15 protein-coding genes are annotated in these 14,532 nt (G+C 36.9%); 11 read left to right on the plus strand and 4 right to left on the minus strand.

Annotated features, from left to right (window positions below; genetic code table 11):
* Nucleotides 1-58: 58 nt before the first annotated feature.
* Both H4J56_RS10350 and yegQ read right to left on the minus strand, forming a co-directional pair.
* Entirely contained in the window at nt 59-304 is a 246-nt protein-coding gene (locus tag H4J56_RS10350; RefSeq protein WP_182216903.1) for a YfhL family 4Fe-4S dicluster ferredoxin, read from the minus strand.
* Nucleotides 305-311: 7 nt separating this feature from the next.
* Nucleotides 312-1,712 (minus strand): tRNA 5-hydroxyuridine modification protein YegQ, encoded by a 1,401-nt coding sequence (gene yegQ, locus H4J56_RS10355; RefSeq protein WP_182216901.1) that lies wholly within the window; start codon nt 1,710-1,712, stop codon nt 312-314.
* Between the two features lie 271 nt (nt 1,713-1,983).
* On the opposite strand from yegQ, the gene H4J56_RS10360 reads away from it, so the two are divergent.
* Nucleotides 1,984-2,826, plus strand: coding sequence for an HDOD domain-containing protein (locus H4J56_RS10360; RefSeq protein ID WP_182216900.1), 843 nt, complete (start codon nt 1,984-1,986; stop codon nt 2,824-2,826).
* A gap of 106 nt (nt 2,827-2,932) precedes the next feature.
* On the opposite strand, the gene tolC is transcribed toward H4J56_RS10360, so the two are convergent.
* Nucleotides 2,933-4,294 (minus strand): outer membrane channel protein TolC, encoded by a 1,362-nt coding sequence (tolC, locus tag H4J56_RS10365; RefSeq protein WP_182216898.1) that lies wholly within the window; start codon nt 4,292-4,294, stop codon nt 2,933-2,935.
* A gap of 195 nt (nt 4,295-4,489) precedes the next feature.
* Between tolC and H4J56_RS10370 the strand changes: the two genes are divergently transcribed.
* The 8 genes from H4J56_RS10370 to arsJ all read left to right on the plus strand — a co-directional run bounded on the left by H4J56_RS10370 (nt 4,490) and on the right by arsJ (nt 11,922).
* On the plus strand, nt 4,490-5,128 hold the full coding sequence (locus tag H4J56_RS10370) for an NUDIX domain-containing protein (RefSeq protein ID WP_182216896.1): 639 nt from the start codon (nt 4,490-4,492) through the stop codon (nt 5,126-5,128).
* Nucleotides 5,129-5,623: a DUF1249 domain-containing protein gene (locus tag H4J56_RS10375; RefSeq protein WP_182216895.1), complete on the plus strand. Its 495-nt coding sequence runs from the start codon at nt 5,129-5,131 to the stop codon at nt 5,621-5,623.
* 5 nt (nt 5,624-5,628) lie between these two features.
* Entirely contained in the window at nt 5,629-6,390 is a 762-nt protein-coding gene (locus H4J56_RS10380; protein ID WP_220465937.1) for a metallophosphoesterase, read from the plus strand.
* Nucleotide 6,391: 1 nt separating this feature from the next.
* Nucleotides 6,392-6,991 (plus strand): YqiA/YcfP family alpha/beta fold hydrolase, encoded by a 600-nt coding sequence (locus H4J56_RS10385; protein ID WP_182216893.1) that lies wholly within the window; start codon nt 6,392-6,394, stop codon nt 6,989-6,991.
* Between the two features lie 57 nt (nt 6,992-7,048).
* On the plus strand, nt 7,049-8,935 hold the full coding sequence (gene parE / locus H4J56_RS10390) for a DNA topoisomerase IV subunit B (RefSeq protein ID WP_182175801.1): 1,887 nt from the start codon (nt 7,049-7,051) through the stop codon (nt 8,933-8,935).
* A gap of 210 nt (nt 8,936-9,145) precedes the next feature.
* Nucleotides 9,146-9,502: a metalloregulator ArsR/SmtB family transcription factor gene (locus tag H4J56_RS10395; RefSeq protein ID WP_182221819.1), complete on the plus strand. Its 357-nt coding sequence runs from the start codon at nt 9,146-9,148 to the stop codon at nt 9,500-9,502.
* 22 nt (nt 9,503-9,524) lie between these two features.
* Nucleotides 9,525-10,550: an ArsJ-associated glyceraldehyde-3-phosphate dehydrogenase gene (locus tag H4J56_RS10400; RefSeq protein ID WP_182259291.1), complete on the plus strand. Its 1,026-nt coding sequence runs from the start codon at nt 9,525-9,527 to the stop codon at nt 10,548-10,550.
* Nucleotides 10,551-10,680: 130 nt separating this feature from the next.
* Entirely contained in the window at nt 10,681-11,922 is a 1,242-nt protein-coding gene (arsJ, locus tag H4J56_RS10405; RefSeq protein ID WP_182259292.1) for an organoarsenical effux MFS transporter ArsJ, read from the plus strand.
* A gap of 70 nt (nt 11,923-11,992) precedes the next feature.
* Here the strand turns inward: arsJ and H4J56_RS10410 are convergent, their stop codons facing one another.
* Nucleotides 11,993-13,156, minus strand: a complete 1,164-nt coding sequence (locus tag H4J56_RS10410; protein WP_182259293.1) for a flagella assembly protein FlgT — start codon at nt 13,154-13,156, stop codon at nt 11,993-11,995.
* A 195-nt stretch (nt 13,157-13,351) separates the two neighbouring features.
* On the opposite strand from H4J56_RS10410, the gene H4J56_RS10415 reads away from it, so the two are divergent.
* Nucleotides 13,352-14,008, plus strand: a complete 657-nt coding sequence (locus tag H4J56_RS10415) for a FlgO family outer membrane protein (protein WP_070375998.1) — start codon at nt 13,352-13,354, stop codon at nt 14,006-14,008.
* A gap of 39 nt (nt 14,009-14,047) precedes the next feature.
* On the plus strand, nt 14,048-14,515 hold the full coding sequence (locus H4J56_RS10420; RefSeq protein WP_070375999.1) for an LPP20 family lipoprotein: 468 nt from the start codon (nt 14,048-14,050) through the stop codon (nt 14,513-14,515).
* The last annotated feature ends 17 nt before the right edge of the window (nt 14,516-14,532 follow it).

The raw sequence follows: 14,532 nt of genomic DNA on the forward strand, positions 1-14,532 counted from the left end.
ATACAAACTTAATCGACTGAGCAATTGCACGTTATTGTTTCAGTCGTAGTAGGTGCTGTTAACCATGCATAGCGATAAATTTAGCTAATAACGTTTGCTCATTTTCATTATGCTTTGGATCTTTTTTGATACAATCAATAGGACAAACGCTAATACAAGTCGGCTTGTCATAATGGCCAACACATTCAGTACATTTATCCACGTCAATTTCATAAATCATGCTACCCAATGCAATGGCCTCATTAGGACATTCTAGATCACACATATCACAGTTAATACATGCATCTTCTATAATCAGTGCCATGGCCCTATTACGCTACTTGATTTTGTGTAAACGGTTGGCGTGTTGTGCCACCTTCATTAAGGTAGCGCATAATAATACCAAAAGTTAAATCGTGCTCAGTTACTAACGAAATTGATACTTTATGACCGGACCCTTTTGCGTCAATAATAACTTCACCTTTGGCGTTCTCCATATGAGATAAAACAAAAGATGTATTACCTAGCGGTGTCATTAACTCTAAACGGTCACCGACTAGAAATTTATTTTTTACTTCTATTTCTACTAAACCTGTTATTTCGTTGCGGCCTAATATTTCACCAACAAATTGCTGAGTATCACTTTTTGAATAACCGTAATCAGAATTTTGTGTGTCACTATGGCGGTGACGTTTTAAGAAACCTTGGGTATAACCTCGGTGAGCAAGATGTTCTAAATCGGTATTTAAATTTTGATTAAAAGGTTTATTACTTAAAGCATCAGAAATAGCTTGGCCATAAATTTGTGCTGTTCGAGCACAGTAATAAAATGATTTAGTTCGACCTTCAATTTTTAATGAATGCACGCCTATTTTTATTAAACGTTCTACATGTTCAACGGCACGTAAATCCTTTGAATTCATTATATAAGTACCGTGCTCATCTTCAAATGCTGGCATATATTCACCGGGTCGACCTTGCTCTTGCAATAAAATAATATCCTCAATTGGTTGTTGCTCTGGAATAATGATTTTAGCTGAATCAGGGATAAATAGTTCTGGTTTTACTTTAATGTCTGGCTGTACCGCTATTATATCACCGGTTTCGTTTTCTTTTGCTTGGTGGCTATCATATTTCCAACGACAAGCATTTGTACATGTTCCTTGATTTGGGTCGCGTTTATTAATGTAACCAGACAACAAGCAACGACCAGAATATGCCATGCATAAAGCACCATGAACAAAAACTTCTAATTCCATTTCAGGGCATCGAAAACGAATCTCTTCAATTTCATCAAGCGATAATTCACGTGATAAAATAACGCGCTCAACACCTTGTTGATACCAAAACTTTACGGTTGCCCAATTAACCGCATTAGCTTGCACAGATAGATGAATTGGCATATCAGGGAATTTTTCCCGTACCATCATGATAAGGCCGGGATCAGACATGATCAGGGCATCGGGCTGCATTGCTATAACGGGCGTAATATCTTTAATAAACGTTGTTAATTTACTGTTATGTGCAGCAATATTATTGACTAAGTAAAACTTTTTACCTAGGGAATGAGCTTCATTAATACCAATTTTAAGATTCTCTAAATTGAATTCATTATTTCTCACCCGTAAAGAGTAACGGGGTTGCCCTGCGTACACAGCATCAGCTCCGTAAGCAAAAGCATAACGCATATTTTTTAAGGTTCCAGCAGGCGATAATAATTCAGGTTTTAGCATAATGAACAACATAGATGATTTATATTAGCGGTATTATAAAAACATCGTTTGTCATAGGTAAACAGCTTATCAGGCGGTTCTTTGATGAAAATCATATTAAGTGATTAAAAACTAGAATTTTAAATATTTGAGCATTTGTCTAATAAAGATACAGTATTGAAAAATTTACTAATATTTGACCTAAAATAATAATATAAGCAAAAAACTGTGCTACTTTTTAATGTAATACAATTGATAATTGACAAATGATAATAATAATTAAGGTGAGACTATGGGAACTGAAAATGCCCTTTATACAATTTTAGTAGAAAAAATTAAACAAGATGCGCTTGTACTTCCAACCTTGCCAGAAGTAGCACTGAAAGTGCGCCAAGCGGCGGATGACCCAAACATTAACTTAAAACAAATGAGTGATATTATCGGTCATGACCCTGCTTTATCTTTGGGTATGTTGAAAGTAGCGAATAGCGTTATTTTAGGACGTTCTGTTAAAGTTGAAACAGTCAACCAGGCTGTAACTCGCATTGGTTTGCGCCAAATCAAAAGTATCGCAACAGCGATGGCGTTAGAGCAAGTATTTGTTTCAAAAAATGAAATAGTTTCAATGTATTTGAAAAAGTCATGGAAAAAAACCGTCGATGTAGCCGCAGTTGCCATCAGTTTAATGACTTTTTATATCCAAGACCATAAACACACATCATTAACGTTAGACACCTTAACATTGGCGGCACTGGTTCATAATATAGGTGTTTTACCCATTTTAACTGAAGCTGAAAATCATCCTGATGTTTTCGCTAACCCGACTTTTTTACAGCAAGCTATTGCTAAGTTAGCTGCGGATATTGGTGGAGAAGTGACTAAAGCGTGGGGATTCTCAGATGAATTTGTCACTTTAGTAACCAGTTGGAGTGATTTAACGGTATTACCTTCTGAAACTCATTATTTGGACTTCATTCGTGCAGGTGCTATTCACAACGGTATTTTCAAGAATGTATCAACCTGTGAAGTGTTATTAAAAAGCTATGTGAATAAAGGTATTTTACCTGACGTGGACTTTATGAAAAGTGAAGAATTTCAACAGATGGTTACTGATGTAAAAACTATGTTTAGTTAATAACAATAAAGTTGTAGACAATAAAAAACCCTGAAATATCAGGGTTTTTTTATATCTATAACTTTTAAACCTACAATTAATACTTCACAAAGGAAGTTTAATAAGCTTACTTAGCGGCACTTAACCCTTGATTGATGTTGATTAAGTCTTGCTCACTGATTGTACCTGCCGCACGTTTTAACGATAAAATTGATTGTACATAATTATAGCGCGTTGATGATAAGTTACGTTTTGCGTTATATAAATTACGCGTGCTATCTAACACATCAACAATAGTACGAGTTCCTACTTCAAAACCAGCTTCCGTTGCTTTTAATGCACTATCAGCACTAACAACAGATTGCTCAAGGGCTTTGATTGCCGAAACAGCAGCAATAACGGTGTTGTAAGCATTACGTGTATTACGAACAACATTACGATAAGTTAACTCTAAATCTTGGCTGGCAGCAACATAGTTGCTCTGTGCTTCGCGAACAGCACTTGACGTAGCGCCACCAGAATAAATAGGTACGTTTAACGTTATGCCGATAGACTGACTATCTAAAGCAGGGTTTTCAAAAGTGGCATTGTTTACTTCGTTATCTTGATCTCTAGCACCATAACTGCCCGATAAACTTAATGTTGGATAATGACCAGATCTTGCGATATTAATATTTTCTTTAGCAACATCAACCGCTATTTTTTGGCTAATTAAATCTAAATTTTTTGCTTCTGCTGTTTGTTGCCATTCGTTTGCACTGTCGGGTATAGGGCGTGAGGTACTGAAACGTTCAGTGTTTAAAACACTTAAGTCTCTTGGATACACATTGGTAATTACCCTTAACGCTTCTTCTGCAGTGTAAACACTGTTTTCAGCGCGAATTTCAGAAGTAACGGCATTATCGTATTGCGACTGTGCTTCATGCACGTCTGTTACTGCTTTTAGACCAACAGAGTAACGTTGTTTTGTCTGTTCTAATTGACGCTCAATAGCCGCTTTCTCAGCTTTAGCAAAATCTAAATCGTCTTTAGCACTTAAAACATCAAAATAAGCGGTCGTTACTCTAACAATCAATTCTTGTTTTGCTGCTTGATAAGAAACATCACTGCGGTGCGCGGCTTTTTTGGCATTATCTAATCTTAACCATGTACTATGATTGTATAATGACATACTTAAACTCAAGCCATAGCGCAAAGTATCAGATTTATTGGTCAATGTTCTATTTGATGATTGCCCATCATCCGATGTTGGAATAAATTGATCTTTACTCATTGTGTAGCTAGCTGAAGCACTGATCTCTGGTAATAAAACAGCTCTGGCTTGATCTATGCCTTCTTTTGATGCGTTAAATAAAGCCTTTGATCTCAATACGGTAGGATCATTTTTTTGTGCTTGTTGATAAACGCCCAATAAATCTTCAGCGTTAACTAACGTAGTATTAGTTACACAAACCAAACCAATGATCAGTGCCGTAATTGTTTTTTTCATGAGTGAGCTATTCCTTTGAGTGTGCCATGTACGCTATATTATTATGATACTATCGTATCTTGATTTTTGAATTAGCTAAATAAAATAAGTGTTTGCGAATGCATTCTAGTGTAACAAAATGTTTTATGCTAGTGCTCGCTTTATTATAGTATCTTCATTTATTTTAAATTTTTATATGGGAAATAAAGCCACTCAATGCCTAACAAAAATACAAAACCATCAAAGTTTTCAAATAAAGACGTCACTATTTATCAACAAAAAACCTGCTACCAAGGTGTGTTTAAAATGGATGAGTATCAACTTAGTCATCGATTATTTGATGGTGGCGAAAGTAAAGTATTAACGCGCGAAGTTTTTGAACGTGGTCATGCGGTAGTCGTTATTCCTTACGATGCGACCTATGATCGTGTTGTGTTAATCGAACAATTTCGAGTTGGCGCTATTGGTCAAGGAGACACGCCATGGCTATTAGAGTTTGTCGCCGGTATGTTTGGTCAAGATGAATCGCCTATTGATGTTGCTATTCGAGAAGCTAAAGAAGAAGCCGACTTAACGTTAAATGCTAATCAACTCGATAAAGTGCTGGAGTATTTTTCAAGTCCTGGTGGTATGAGCGAAGTTATACATTTATATGTTGCTAATATAGATAGCAAAAATGTCTCAGGGGTGCACGGTTTAGAAACTGAAAGTGAAGATATTTTGTTGCATGTCATGTCAAGAGAACAAGCCATGTCGTTGTTAGAAAATGGAAAAATCACCAATGCAGCAACAATAATTGGGTTACAATGGCTACAGAATAACTTTCATCAACTACAGCAGAAATGGTCTTCGTAAATGATACAGCAAAGTAAAAAATATCAGCCAAGATTATCAACCTTAATGAATCTTTGTGAAGTTAACTATATGTTTTTAGTTCGCTTATTGGCCAGTCATAACGATGAAGAAGCGGTTGGTGATGAGCGGCGTTTTTTTATTTCTGATTTTTTATCTTACAAGATAACAATACTCGAAATTACTCGCTACACCAGCTTGGTGAGTATTCGCCAAGAACTGCCTAAGACAAAAGCAGTCGTTACTGGAGAAGATAACAATAATAAAACGGTATTTGACCACATTTTACGTCCCAAAATGATTATCCGTTTATATCATGATGCTCGAATGGCTGAGGTGATCAGTAATCAAGACATCAAACAAGTTAAACCTCGTTACGATTATCCTAATAGTAAAATGCATTTACCTGATGAAAAAGAGCAAATTAATCAGTTTCTTAAAGAATGGCTGCAACTTTGTTTAAAGTTAGGCCAAGTCAACTTATCACTTTTTGAGTAATCCTTTTGTCTTCTATTTTTAAAATTGCGCAAATAAGCGACTGCCATTTGTTTTCTCAAACAGATGGTTTGCATCATGGTGCTAATGTTTACCATAATTTAGTCAGTGTTTTAGACGACATTAAAAATCAGCATTTAGTCGATGCTATTGTATTCACCGGTGATATAACTCAAGACCATAGTGAAAAGTCTTATCAACTTTTTGTGCAAGCTGTTGTTGAAAGTGACATAGCGATACCTTTTTATTATTTGGCGGGTAATCATGATGAACTCGAGTTATTGGATAAATATTTATCTGTTCCTCCTTTCAATCGTGAAAAAGTCTTTAATGATAAATATTGGCAAATTGTTTTACTTAATAGTAAAAGTGAAACACCGAAAGGTCTGGTAACACCAAGCGATTTATCTGCATTTGAGTCAATCGTTGATGATAAAAAACATCAATTAGTGATGATGCATCATCACCCATTAGATGTTGGTTATTTTATTGATCAACACGGTTTAGAAAATCAAGCAGAGTTTTGGCAAACGATTAATAAGTTTTCGAGTATCAAAGCCATTACCTGTGGTCATGTGCATCAAGCATTAACCTTGTATTCAGACCAATCACCAGCCATTCCCTTATTTACTTGTCCCGCTACATCGATTCAATTTGACACCAATAAAAGCGCTGGTGCTTCAAATGGACAAGGGCCAGGCTATCGTGTTTTTTCGCTATTTACTGATGGAAAAATAAAGTCAGACAGCTACTTTTTAACAAAGGAATAAAATGTCTAAACAGGTTAATATTTTATATCTACATGGTTTTAATTCATCACCACAATCGATGAAAGCACAACTGACAAAGCATTACTTTAATGAACATTTTCCCGAAGTCTCATTTTTTAGCCCTCAGTTAGCTTCGTCACCAACGGCTGTTATCGAACAATTAACGACACTAATAGACTCAAAAAGCGATAAAGAAAACATTTGGTATTTTATTGGTTCATCACTAGGTGGCTATTTTTCAACGTATTTATCAGAGAAATATCAAGGCAAAGCCGTATTAATTAATCCGGCGGTAAAGCCCTTTGAATTATTAGTTGATTATTTAGGTGAACAAACTAATCCTTACACACAGGAAGTTTATTACATTGAAAAGCATTTTATTGAGTCATTAAAAAGCCTTGAACAACAATTTATTTCGAAAAATAATTACTTGGTCATGGTACAAACAGGCGATGAAGTGTTAGATTATCAAAAAGCTGTCGATAAATATTGTGACTGCCAAATAATTGTCCAGCAAGGCGGGGATCACAGCTTTATTGATTACTCGAAAGTGTTACCTAAAATTGCGATGTTTTTTAATTTATACCCAACGAGTCAATAAAGTAGACCGATAGGTATTAAAACATTTTTTAATCATAATCATTATTAGAATAGTTAAATGAGCGAACAATATAATTCAGACTCCATTGAAGTCCTCAGTGGTTTAGACCCAGTACGACATCGTCCAGGTATGTACACAGATACTTCTCGCCCTAACCATTTAGGCCAAGAAGTTATTGATAACTCGGTTGATGAGGCTTTGGCTGGGCATGCGCAAAATATCACCGTTGTGCTCGATAAAGACCAATCACTGGAAATTATTGATGATGGTCGAGGCATGCCAACCGATATTCATCCCGAAGAAGGTGTCTCAGGTGTTGAGCTTATTTTCTGTAAACTTCATGCCGGTGGTAAATTTTCTAATAAAAATTATCAATTTTCTGGTGGTTTGCATGGTGTTGGCATTTCTGTGGTTAACGCACTTTCTACCCGAGTTGATGTTTCAGTTCGCCGTGACAGTAAAGTGTATGAAATGGCTTTTGAGCATGGTGAAAAAGTTGAAGAGTTACATGAAACCGGAACGGTTGGCCGAAGAAATACCGGTTCACGCGTAAAGTTTTGGCCTGATCCTAAATATTTTGACTCAGCAAATTTTTCAGTGCGTCGCTTAGTACATTTATTAAAAGCGAAAGCTGTTTTATGTCCAGGCTTGACCATCAAGTTCCATGACAAGAATGAAGATAAAAAATATCAATGGTATTACGAAGATGGATTAGTCGACTACCTGAAAGATTCTCTTAAAAGCTGTATTTGTTTACCTGAAGACCCTTTTGTTGGGACTTTTTCTTCTTCGCATGAAGCCGCTGATTGGGCCGTAACTTGGCTCTCTGAAGGTGGAGAGGGCATTGGAGAGAGTTATGTCAATTTAATTCCAACCATCCAAGGTGGTACACACGTCAATGGTTTACGCCAAGGCTTATTGGAGTCAATGCGCGAATTTTGTGAATTTAGAAACCTCATTCCTCGCGGTGTAAAATTAACGCCAGATGATATATGGGACAAATGTTCATATATTTTATCGGTGAAAATGCAAGAACCACAATTTGCAGGACAAACTAAAGAACGTTTATCTTCTCGACAATGCGCCGCTTTCGTTACCGGTGTGGTAAAAGATTCTTTTAGTTTATGGTTAAATGAACACACTGAAATCGCAGAAAACCTTGCTGAATTTTGTATTTCAAATGCTCAGCGACGCTTGCGTGCCAGTAAAAAAATTATTCGTAAAAAAATTACTCAAGGACCTGCTTTACCCGGGAAATTAACTGATTGTGGCAGTCAAGATATTGCCCGAACAGAATTGTTTTTAGTGGAAGGAGACTCGGCGGGAGGTAGTGCTAAACAAGCGAGAGACCGTGAGTTTCAAGCAATTATGCCGCTTAGAGGTAAAATTTTAAATACCTGGGAAGTCGATTCCGGACAAATACTGGCTTCACAAGAGGTCCATGATATTTCAGTGGCATTAGGCATAGATCCAGATAGCGATGATTTATCAGAATTACGCTACGGTAAAATTTGTATTCTTGCCGATGCCGATTCCGATGGTCTTCATATCGCAACGTTATTATGTGCTTTATTCATGCAACACTTTTTACCTTTAGTGCAACGTGGCCATGTTTATGTGGCTATGCCACCACTTTATCGTATCGATGTCGGTAAAGAAGTTTTCTATGCCTTAGATGAAGCCGAAAAAGACGGTGTTTTAGATCGAATAGAAGCTGAGAAAAAACGTGGTAAAGTTAATGTACAACGTTTTAAAGGTCTGGGTGAAATGAACCCTCTGCAACTACGCGAAACGACTATGGATCCCAATACACGTCGTTTAGTGCAATTAACGGTAGATGAGCACTCTGAAACGATGGAGTTAATGGATATGCTACTGTCAAAGAAACGTAGCCCAGATAGAAAAACATGGCTGCAAAGTAAAGGTGACATGGTCGAAATTTAGCCATATTTAGTTTCTTAACACCAAAGCATGAGTTAACTCATGCTTTTTTTTGCGCTTTTATCTAACAACTGTTTTTTAAAGAATATTTGCATACTCTCTCAATATGAAATAACATATGTTTTTCCATATATATGAAAAAACATATGTTAAGTGTGTGTTGTTATTTTATGTATGTTCCAAATAAGCTTTAGAATTAATGCGGTGCCAGTTATGAATAATGATAGGGTGGTTCAATTTTTTAAAAATTTAGCTGATGATACTCGGCTAAAAATAATTTTACTTATACAAATGGAAAAGGAACTGTGTGTCTGTGAATTAACGGCCGCTTTGTCTTTATCTCAACCTAAAATATCACGTCATATTGCCCAACTTAAATTACATCATATTCTCAGTGAACGAAAAGTAGGACGCTGGGTTTTTTATAGTCTCGTTGATGCAATGCCATTTTGGCAAAAAGAAGTCATCGAGTTATCAAGTCTTAACAATCAAGCATATTTAACCGCATGTGTAACAAACCTTATTGATATGGGCAATCGTCCGAGCAGACAGCAAAAATGTTGCGAATAACCTTAATAAATAGGAATAAATCATGACAATTAAAGTAGGTATTAATGGCTTTGGCCGCATCGGACGTTTAGTTCTACGTGCGGCATGGCAATGGCCAGAAATAGAGTTTATTCAAATTAATGATCCCGCAGGTGATGCTAAAACATTAGCACACTTACTGAATTTTGACTCTATTCATGGTCGTTGGAAATTTGATGCACAAGTCGACAATAACCAAATGATCGTCTGTGATGAAGACGGTGAACATCACATTAATATTAGTCATAATTTAACCATAGCTGAAACTGACTGGTCACAATGTGATGTTGTTGTAGAAGCTTCTGGAGTGATGAAAACGACCAAACTATTAAGTGCTTATTTAGCACAAGGTGTTAAACGGGTTATGGTTACAGCACCCGTAAAAGAAGAGGGCGCCTTAAATATTGTCATGGGCGTTAATCATCATCTTTATAACAAAGCACAGCATAAAATTGTCACTGCTGCTTCTTGTACCACTAATTGTTTAGCGCCAGTGGTTAAAGTTCTCCAAGACAGTGTTGGCATAAAACACGGCAGTATGACGACTATCCATGATATTACCAATACGCAAACTATCCTTGATGCGCCTCATAAAGATTTACGTCGAGCGCGAGCTTGTGGCCAAAGTTTAATTCCAACGACTACCGGGTCTGCAACCGCTATTACCCATATTTTTCCTGAGCTAAAGGGAAAATTAAATGGTCATGCCGTGCGAGTTCCGTTAGCGAATGCCTCAATTACTGACTGTGTATTTGAGTTAAATAGAGCCGTAACAGTTGAAGAAATTAATCAATTGATGTCTACGGCGGCACAAGGAGACCTAAAAGATATACTTGGCTATGAAGAGCGTCCTTTGGTCTCTGTTGATTATAAAACGGATCCACGTTCATGTATTGTTGATGCGCTATCAACCATGGTTGTTAATGACACCCAATTGAAAATGTATTTGTGGTATGACAACGAATGGGGTTATGCCAATCGAGCTGCAGAGTTAATGTTGTTAGTTGGACGATCTGATATTAAGCACTAGTCTTTGAGAATATCGACATAGACTGCGTTTTTAAACGAATAATATCTTGGCGTTACGCTAATGTTTAATACTCTTGATTATTTATTAGCATACGCCAACATCAATCGAAAATACCATCATTGGTACCTTTATGTTAAACAAAATAACTGCACTGCCTAGTGCGGTAAAACAGTACCTATTAATTACCGCTAACTATTGGTTTTTCACCTTAACCGATGGTGCTTTGCGTATGCTGGTATTATTACATTTTCATCATCTAGGTTATTCCCCGCTTGCCATTGCGATGTTATTTCTATTTTATGAAGTTTTTGGCGTGATAACCAACCTAGTTGGCGGGTGGTTAGGAGCAAAAATTGGTTTGAATAAAACCATGAATATTGGTCTGTTCAGTCAAGTTTTTGCTTTATTAATGCTAACAGTTCCTGAACAATACTTAACCGTTATCTGGGTTATGTTGGCACAGGCGCTGTCGGGTATAGCTAAAGATCTTAATAAGATGAGCGCTAAAAGCAGTATTAAAACGTTGGTACCAACGAGCAATAACAACCAAGATCACGCTGTTCTTTTCCGTTGGGTTGCTTATCTTACAGGATCAAAAAACGCCTTAAAGGGTATCGGTTTTTTCCTAGGTGCCTGGTTACTAAGTACTGTGGGATTTTCAGTAGCCATGCTAATAATGGCGAGTGTGCTAGCGATTGTTTTCATGCTTAGCCTGTTTTTATTGCAGGGTGATTTAGGTAAGGCAAAGCACAAAGTTAAATTTAAAGAGATATTCTCAAATCACCCATCATTAAATTATTTGGCGGGCGCGCGCTTATTTTTATTTGCTGCTAGGGATATTTGGTTTGTTGTCGGATTACCGATATATTTGGTCAGTAATTTAGGTTGGCAACATACTAATGTTGGGATATTTATGGCGTTATGGATTATCGCTTATGGTATTGTTCAAGGCTCAACACCTAAATTTTTTATTAAAAATAACCAACATAATATCAAGGGTCATTTGTTATTTACTTGGGGGATGATTTTATCCGGTGTTACCTTGTTGTTAGCACTGTTGATGTTTTATGCGACCAAGCTCAACATCAGTACTGAAATCATTATTATTGCAGGCTTATTTATTTTTGGGGCTGTTTTTGCTATTAATTCTGCGCTACATAGCTATGTGATTGTAGCCATGGCGAAAGAAGATGGCGTTTCTATGGATGTTGGCTTTTATTATATGGCTAATGCCCTGGGAAGGTTATTAGGGACTGTGATGTCAGGTGTTATTTATCAATTTACTAACTTAATTACCTGTTTAATCATTTCCGCTTTGTTTGCTGGACTTTCTGCTTTATTGATTAAACGTATTAGTCTGTCAAACGAATAAGGCGCAAAACAGTGACAACGTTAACGTTACCAGCATGCTGGTAACGTTAACGTTCTATATAGCGATGAAGTTAGTAACGCACCGCTAAATCATTTAATTGGATGTTACCCAGTAATTGCCCGTCAGTAGTCATTGCCTGTGCGCTTTGCTGAGACACTTGGGTTATTTTTACTGTGTAAGGGCTAACGTTAAAACCGGCATAGGTTTTTCCTGAGTCAGTAATGATATTATTTAAGTGTAATAGAGAAAACTCATCACCAACTTTTACGCCATGCCTTTTACCTAAATTAATCGTTAACGAATTACCAGCTATTTGAACTACCTTGCCACGAGTAGGTTGACACATCATATTTTCGTCGATATCAATGATCATATCCCCTAACACTTTTTCAATGGCCATTCCGTATTGGCTTTGCCAAAATACTTCGCTATGAACATCAACTTGCTGACGTTTGCCAAATTCCCATGGGGCAGAACTACGGTACTGCTTAGTGAAGACAGATTCACCATTAGTACCGTTGTAAATATATAGGCTGACACTAAACTGACGGTTAAAAACATCTTCTTGCCAGAACTGCCAACCGTTGGTTGAGTCTTGTGTAAAGCTAATGTCATTAATTTCAGAATACATGACATACTGAGTATCGCTGATATTAGCTAACGACATGGTGAGATTTTTTATTGCTTCAACTTGTAAGCTGTTATTTAATCTTGAGAACTGAGACTTCTCTTTTAATAACAATCGGGTGTCGAGATAAATACCTTGGTTGTTAATTTTATAAGCAAGCTTAGCCATCAATTTATTATCAAGAGCATAAATTTTACCGATACTCGCTTGCTCTCTATGCATTAAGTTACTACGGGTAATTAATAAAGACTTTCGATAATCAGAAGAGAAGCACTGTTTACTTTGTGGGAAGATGTCAGCACGAATGGTTACGGTGACCAAATTGCCCTCATAATTTTCATCAACCAGCTCAAAAGAATTTACGGTACCGCTGGCGCGAATATTTATTTCATTTTGTGTCAATAATCCGTTAACCGTTTTTTGCACACTCGATACGGAAGCTCCGGCAACGAGTAAGGCTTTTTTTAATGCATTCTCTATGGCTAATGTTTTTGCTCGTTCGGCATTGCCCTGCATTATTACTGACTTTCCCTGAGCTTCATACCACTGGGCATCAGCAGAATGAGTGATAAAAAATAAAAGTAGAGCTGATATAAATAAGCGCATATGAAGTCCGTCAGTAAAAAAGGTTTAATATCTACTGTCGAATATGCAGTTTCTATGCCCACTTATTTTAATACGCAAGTAACTTTATAGATTGGCGCGATTTGTGCTTTATTTATATTAGAAACTATTTGATGTCGTTTATCGATATTACTGCAAAACTGATTATTCGCTTTCAGAGCGATCAAGGGGAGCTCAATGAAAAAGTGGCTTATTCCATTATTTATTCCAACGTTGATGTCGTGTTCATCAATGAATATGATGAGTGATGAAGATAATTTTTATAAATCAAAGCAAGAAGTACGAGGTGAAATTGACAGTTTCAATCTACCTCGACATGCGATAGCAGATGTTGTTAAAGGGCTTACTTATCAGATGCTTGAAAGCAGCTCTTTTGTAAACCCTAAAACACCTATCGCGGTAGCTTCTTTTGTCGAATTAGAAAACCTTGAGTCAACTAATTGGCTGGGTAATCAAATATCAGAGAACTTTGTTCATGAATTACAGCGCCATGGTTTAGTTGTTATTGATTTTAAAACGACGGGACATATTCGTGTTACTGCTCAAGGTGATTATGTTTTTAGTCGCGACTGGAAAGAGCTGCCAGAGCGGCAGATTATTGACTATGTTGTAACCGGTACCATGATGGAACAAGAAAATGGTGTGATGATTAATGCTCGGATGATTGGTATGCAATCACGTGTTGTTGTTGCCACGGCACAATCTTTTATCCCAAGCTGGGTAATTGGTGAACAGATTAATCAAGATGAAAGTGTTCGGATAAAAGATGGATTAATCATTCGAAACAGCGTTATGTTAGCAGAAGACGAACGTTCAATTAAAATTGTTAATTAGTTTTTTATATTGATGTAGGACTAACTTTTGGTATTTATGATGAAAAAAATTATTCTTAATATATTAACCGCTGGTAGTTTAGCTTTGTTACTTGCCAGCTGTTCTAGTGTTTATGACAAACACGTACAATGGCAAAGTGTTAAGCCTGAAACCTTCCCTGTGTTACATGCTATTGGCCAAGCGCCGATAAGTTTGCAAAACTCACAACATGAAACGCAGCGTATGTTGATGGCGATTAATGCCTCAAAGCTTGCCGCTTATGCAGAACTTGCAGAACAAGTTTATGGGCAAAAGATAAATGGTGAAATGACCATGTCACAACTGATAATGGGTAAAAATGAAGTGTCAGCGTCAGTTCAAGGTGTCATCCGCGCAGCTAAAGTGATTAAAAGCTATCCTGTTGGCGACAGTTACACCACAGAGTTAAGTTTAGACTTTGAAGATGTTTATAATATTTATTTAGCTTCTTCACCCAAACGTGAAATTAAAGCGGTTACCTATTATTAAGTGTTAACAGCACACCC

It is taken from the genome of Colwellia sp. BRX8-4 (assembly GCF_014077345.1).
Taxonomy (GTDB): domain Bacteria; phylum Pseudomonadota; class Gammaproteobacteria; order Enterobacterales; family Alteromonadaceae; genus Colwellia_A.

What these genes read in the sequence shown, in the direction of transcription:
- H4J56_RS10350 (WP_182216903.1), bottom strand. Translation starts at nt 304, where the DNA reads ATGGCACTGATTATAGAAGATGCATGTATTAACTGTGATATGTGTGAT.
- yegQ (WP_182216901.1), bottom strand. Translation starts at nt 1,712, where the DNA reads ATGCTAAAACCTGAATTATTATCGCCTGCTGGAACCTTAAAAAATATG.
- H4J56_RS10360 (WP_182216900.1), top strand. Translation starts at nt 1,984, where the DNA reads ATGGGAACTGAAAATGCCCTTTATACAATTTTAGTAGAAAAAATTAAA.
- tolC (WP_182216898.1), bottom strand. Translation starts at nt 4,294, where the DNA reads ATGAAAAAAACAATTACGGCACTGATCATTGGTTTGGTTTGTGTAACT.
- H4J56_RS10370 (WP_182216896.1), top strand. Translation starts at nt 4,490, where the DNA reads ATGCCTAACAAAAATACAAAACCATCAAAGTTTTCAAATAAAGACGTC.
- H4J56_RS10375 (WP_182216895.1), top strand. Translation starts at nt 5,129, where the DNA reads ATGATACAGCAAAGTAAAAAATATCAGCCAAGATTATCAACCTTAATG.
- H4J56_RS10385 (WP_182216893.1), top strand. Translation starts at nt 6,392, where the DNA reads ATGTCTAAACAGGTTAATATTTTATATCTACATGGTTTTAATTCATCA.
- parE (WP_182175801.1), top strand. Translation starts at nt 7,049, where the DNA reads ATGAGCGAACAATATAATTCAGACTCCATTGAAGTCCTCAGTGGTTTA.
- H4J56_RS10395 (WP_182221819.1), top strand. Translation starts at nt 9,146, where the DNA reads ATGAATAATGATAGGGTGGTTCAATTTTTTAAAAATTTAGCTGATGAT.
- H4J56_RS10400 (WP_182259291.1), top strand. Translation starts at nt 9,525, where the DNA reads ATGACAATTAAAGTAGGTATTAATGGCTTTGGCCGCATCGGACGTTTA.
- arsJ (WP_182259292.1), top strand. Translation starts at nt 10,681, where the DNA reads ATGTTAAACAAAATAACTGCACTGCCTAGTGCGGTAAAACAGTACCTA.
- H4J56_RS10410 (WP_182259293.1), bottom strand. Translation starts at nt 13,156, where the DNA reads ATGCGCTTATTTATATCAGCTCTACTTTTATTTTTTATCACTCATTCT.
- H4J56_RS10415 (WP_070375998.1), top strand. Translation starts at nt 13,352, where the DNA reads ATGAAAAAGTGGCTTATTCCATTATTTATTCCAACGTTGATGTCGTGT.
- H4J56_RS10420 (WP_070375999.1), top strand. Translation starts at nt 14,048, where the DNA reads ATGAAAAAAATTATTCTTAATATATTAACCGCTGGTAGTTTAGCTTTG.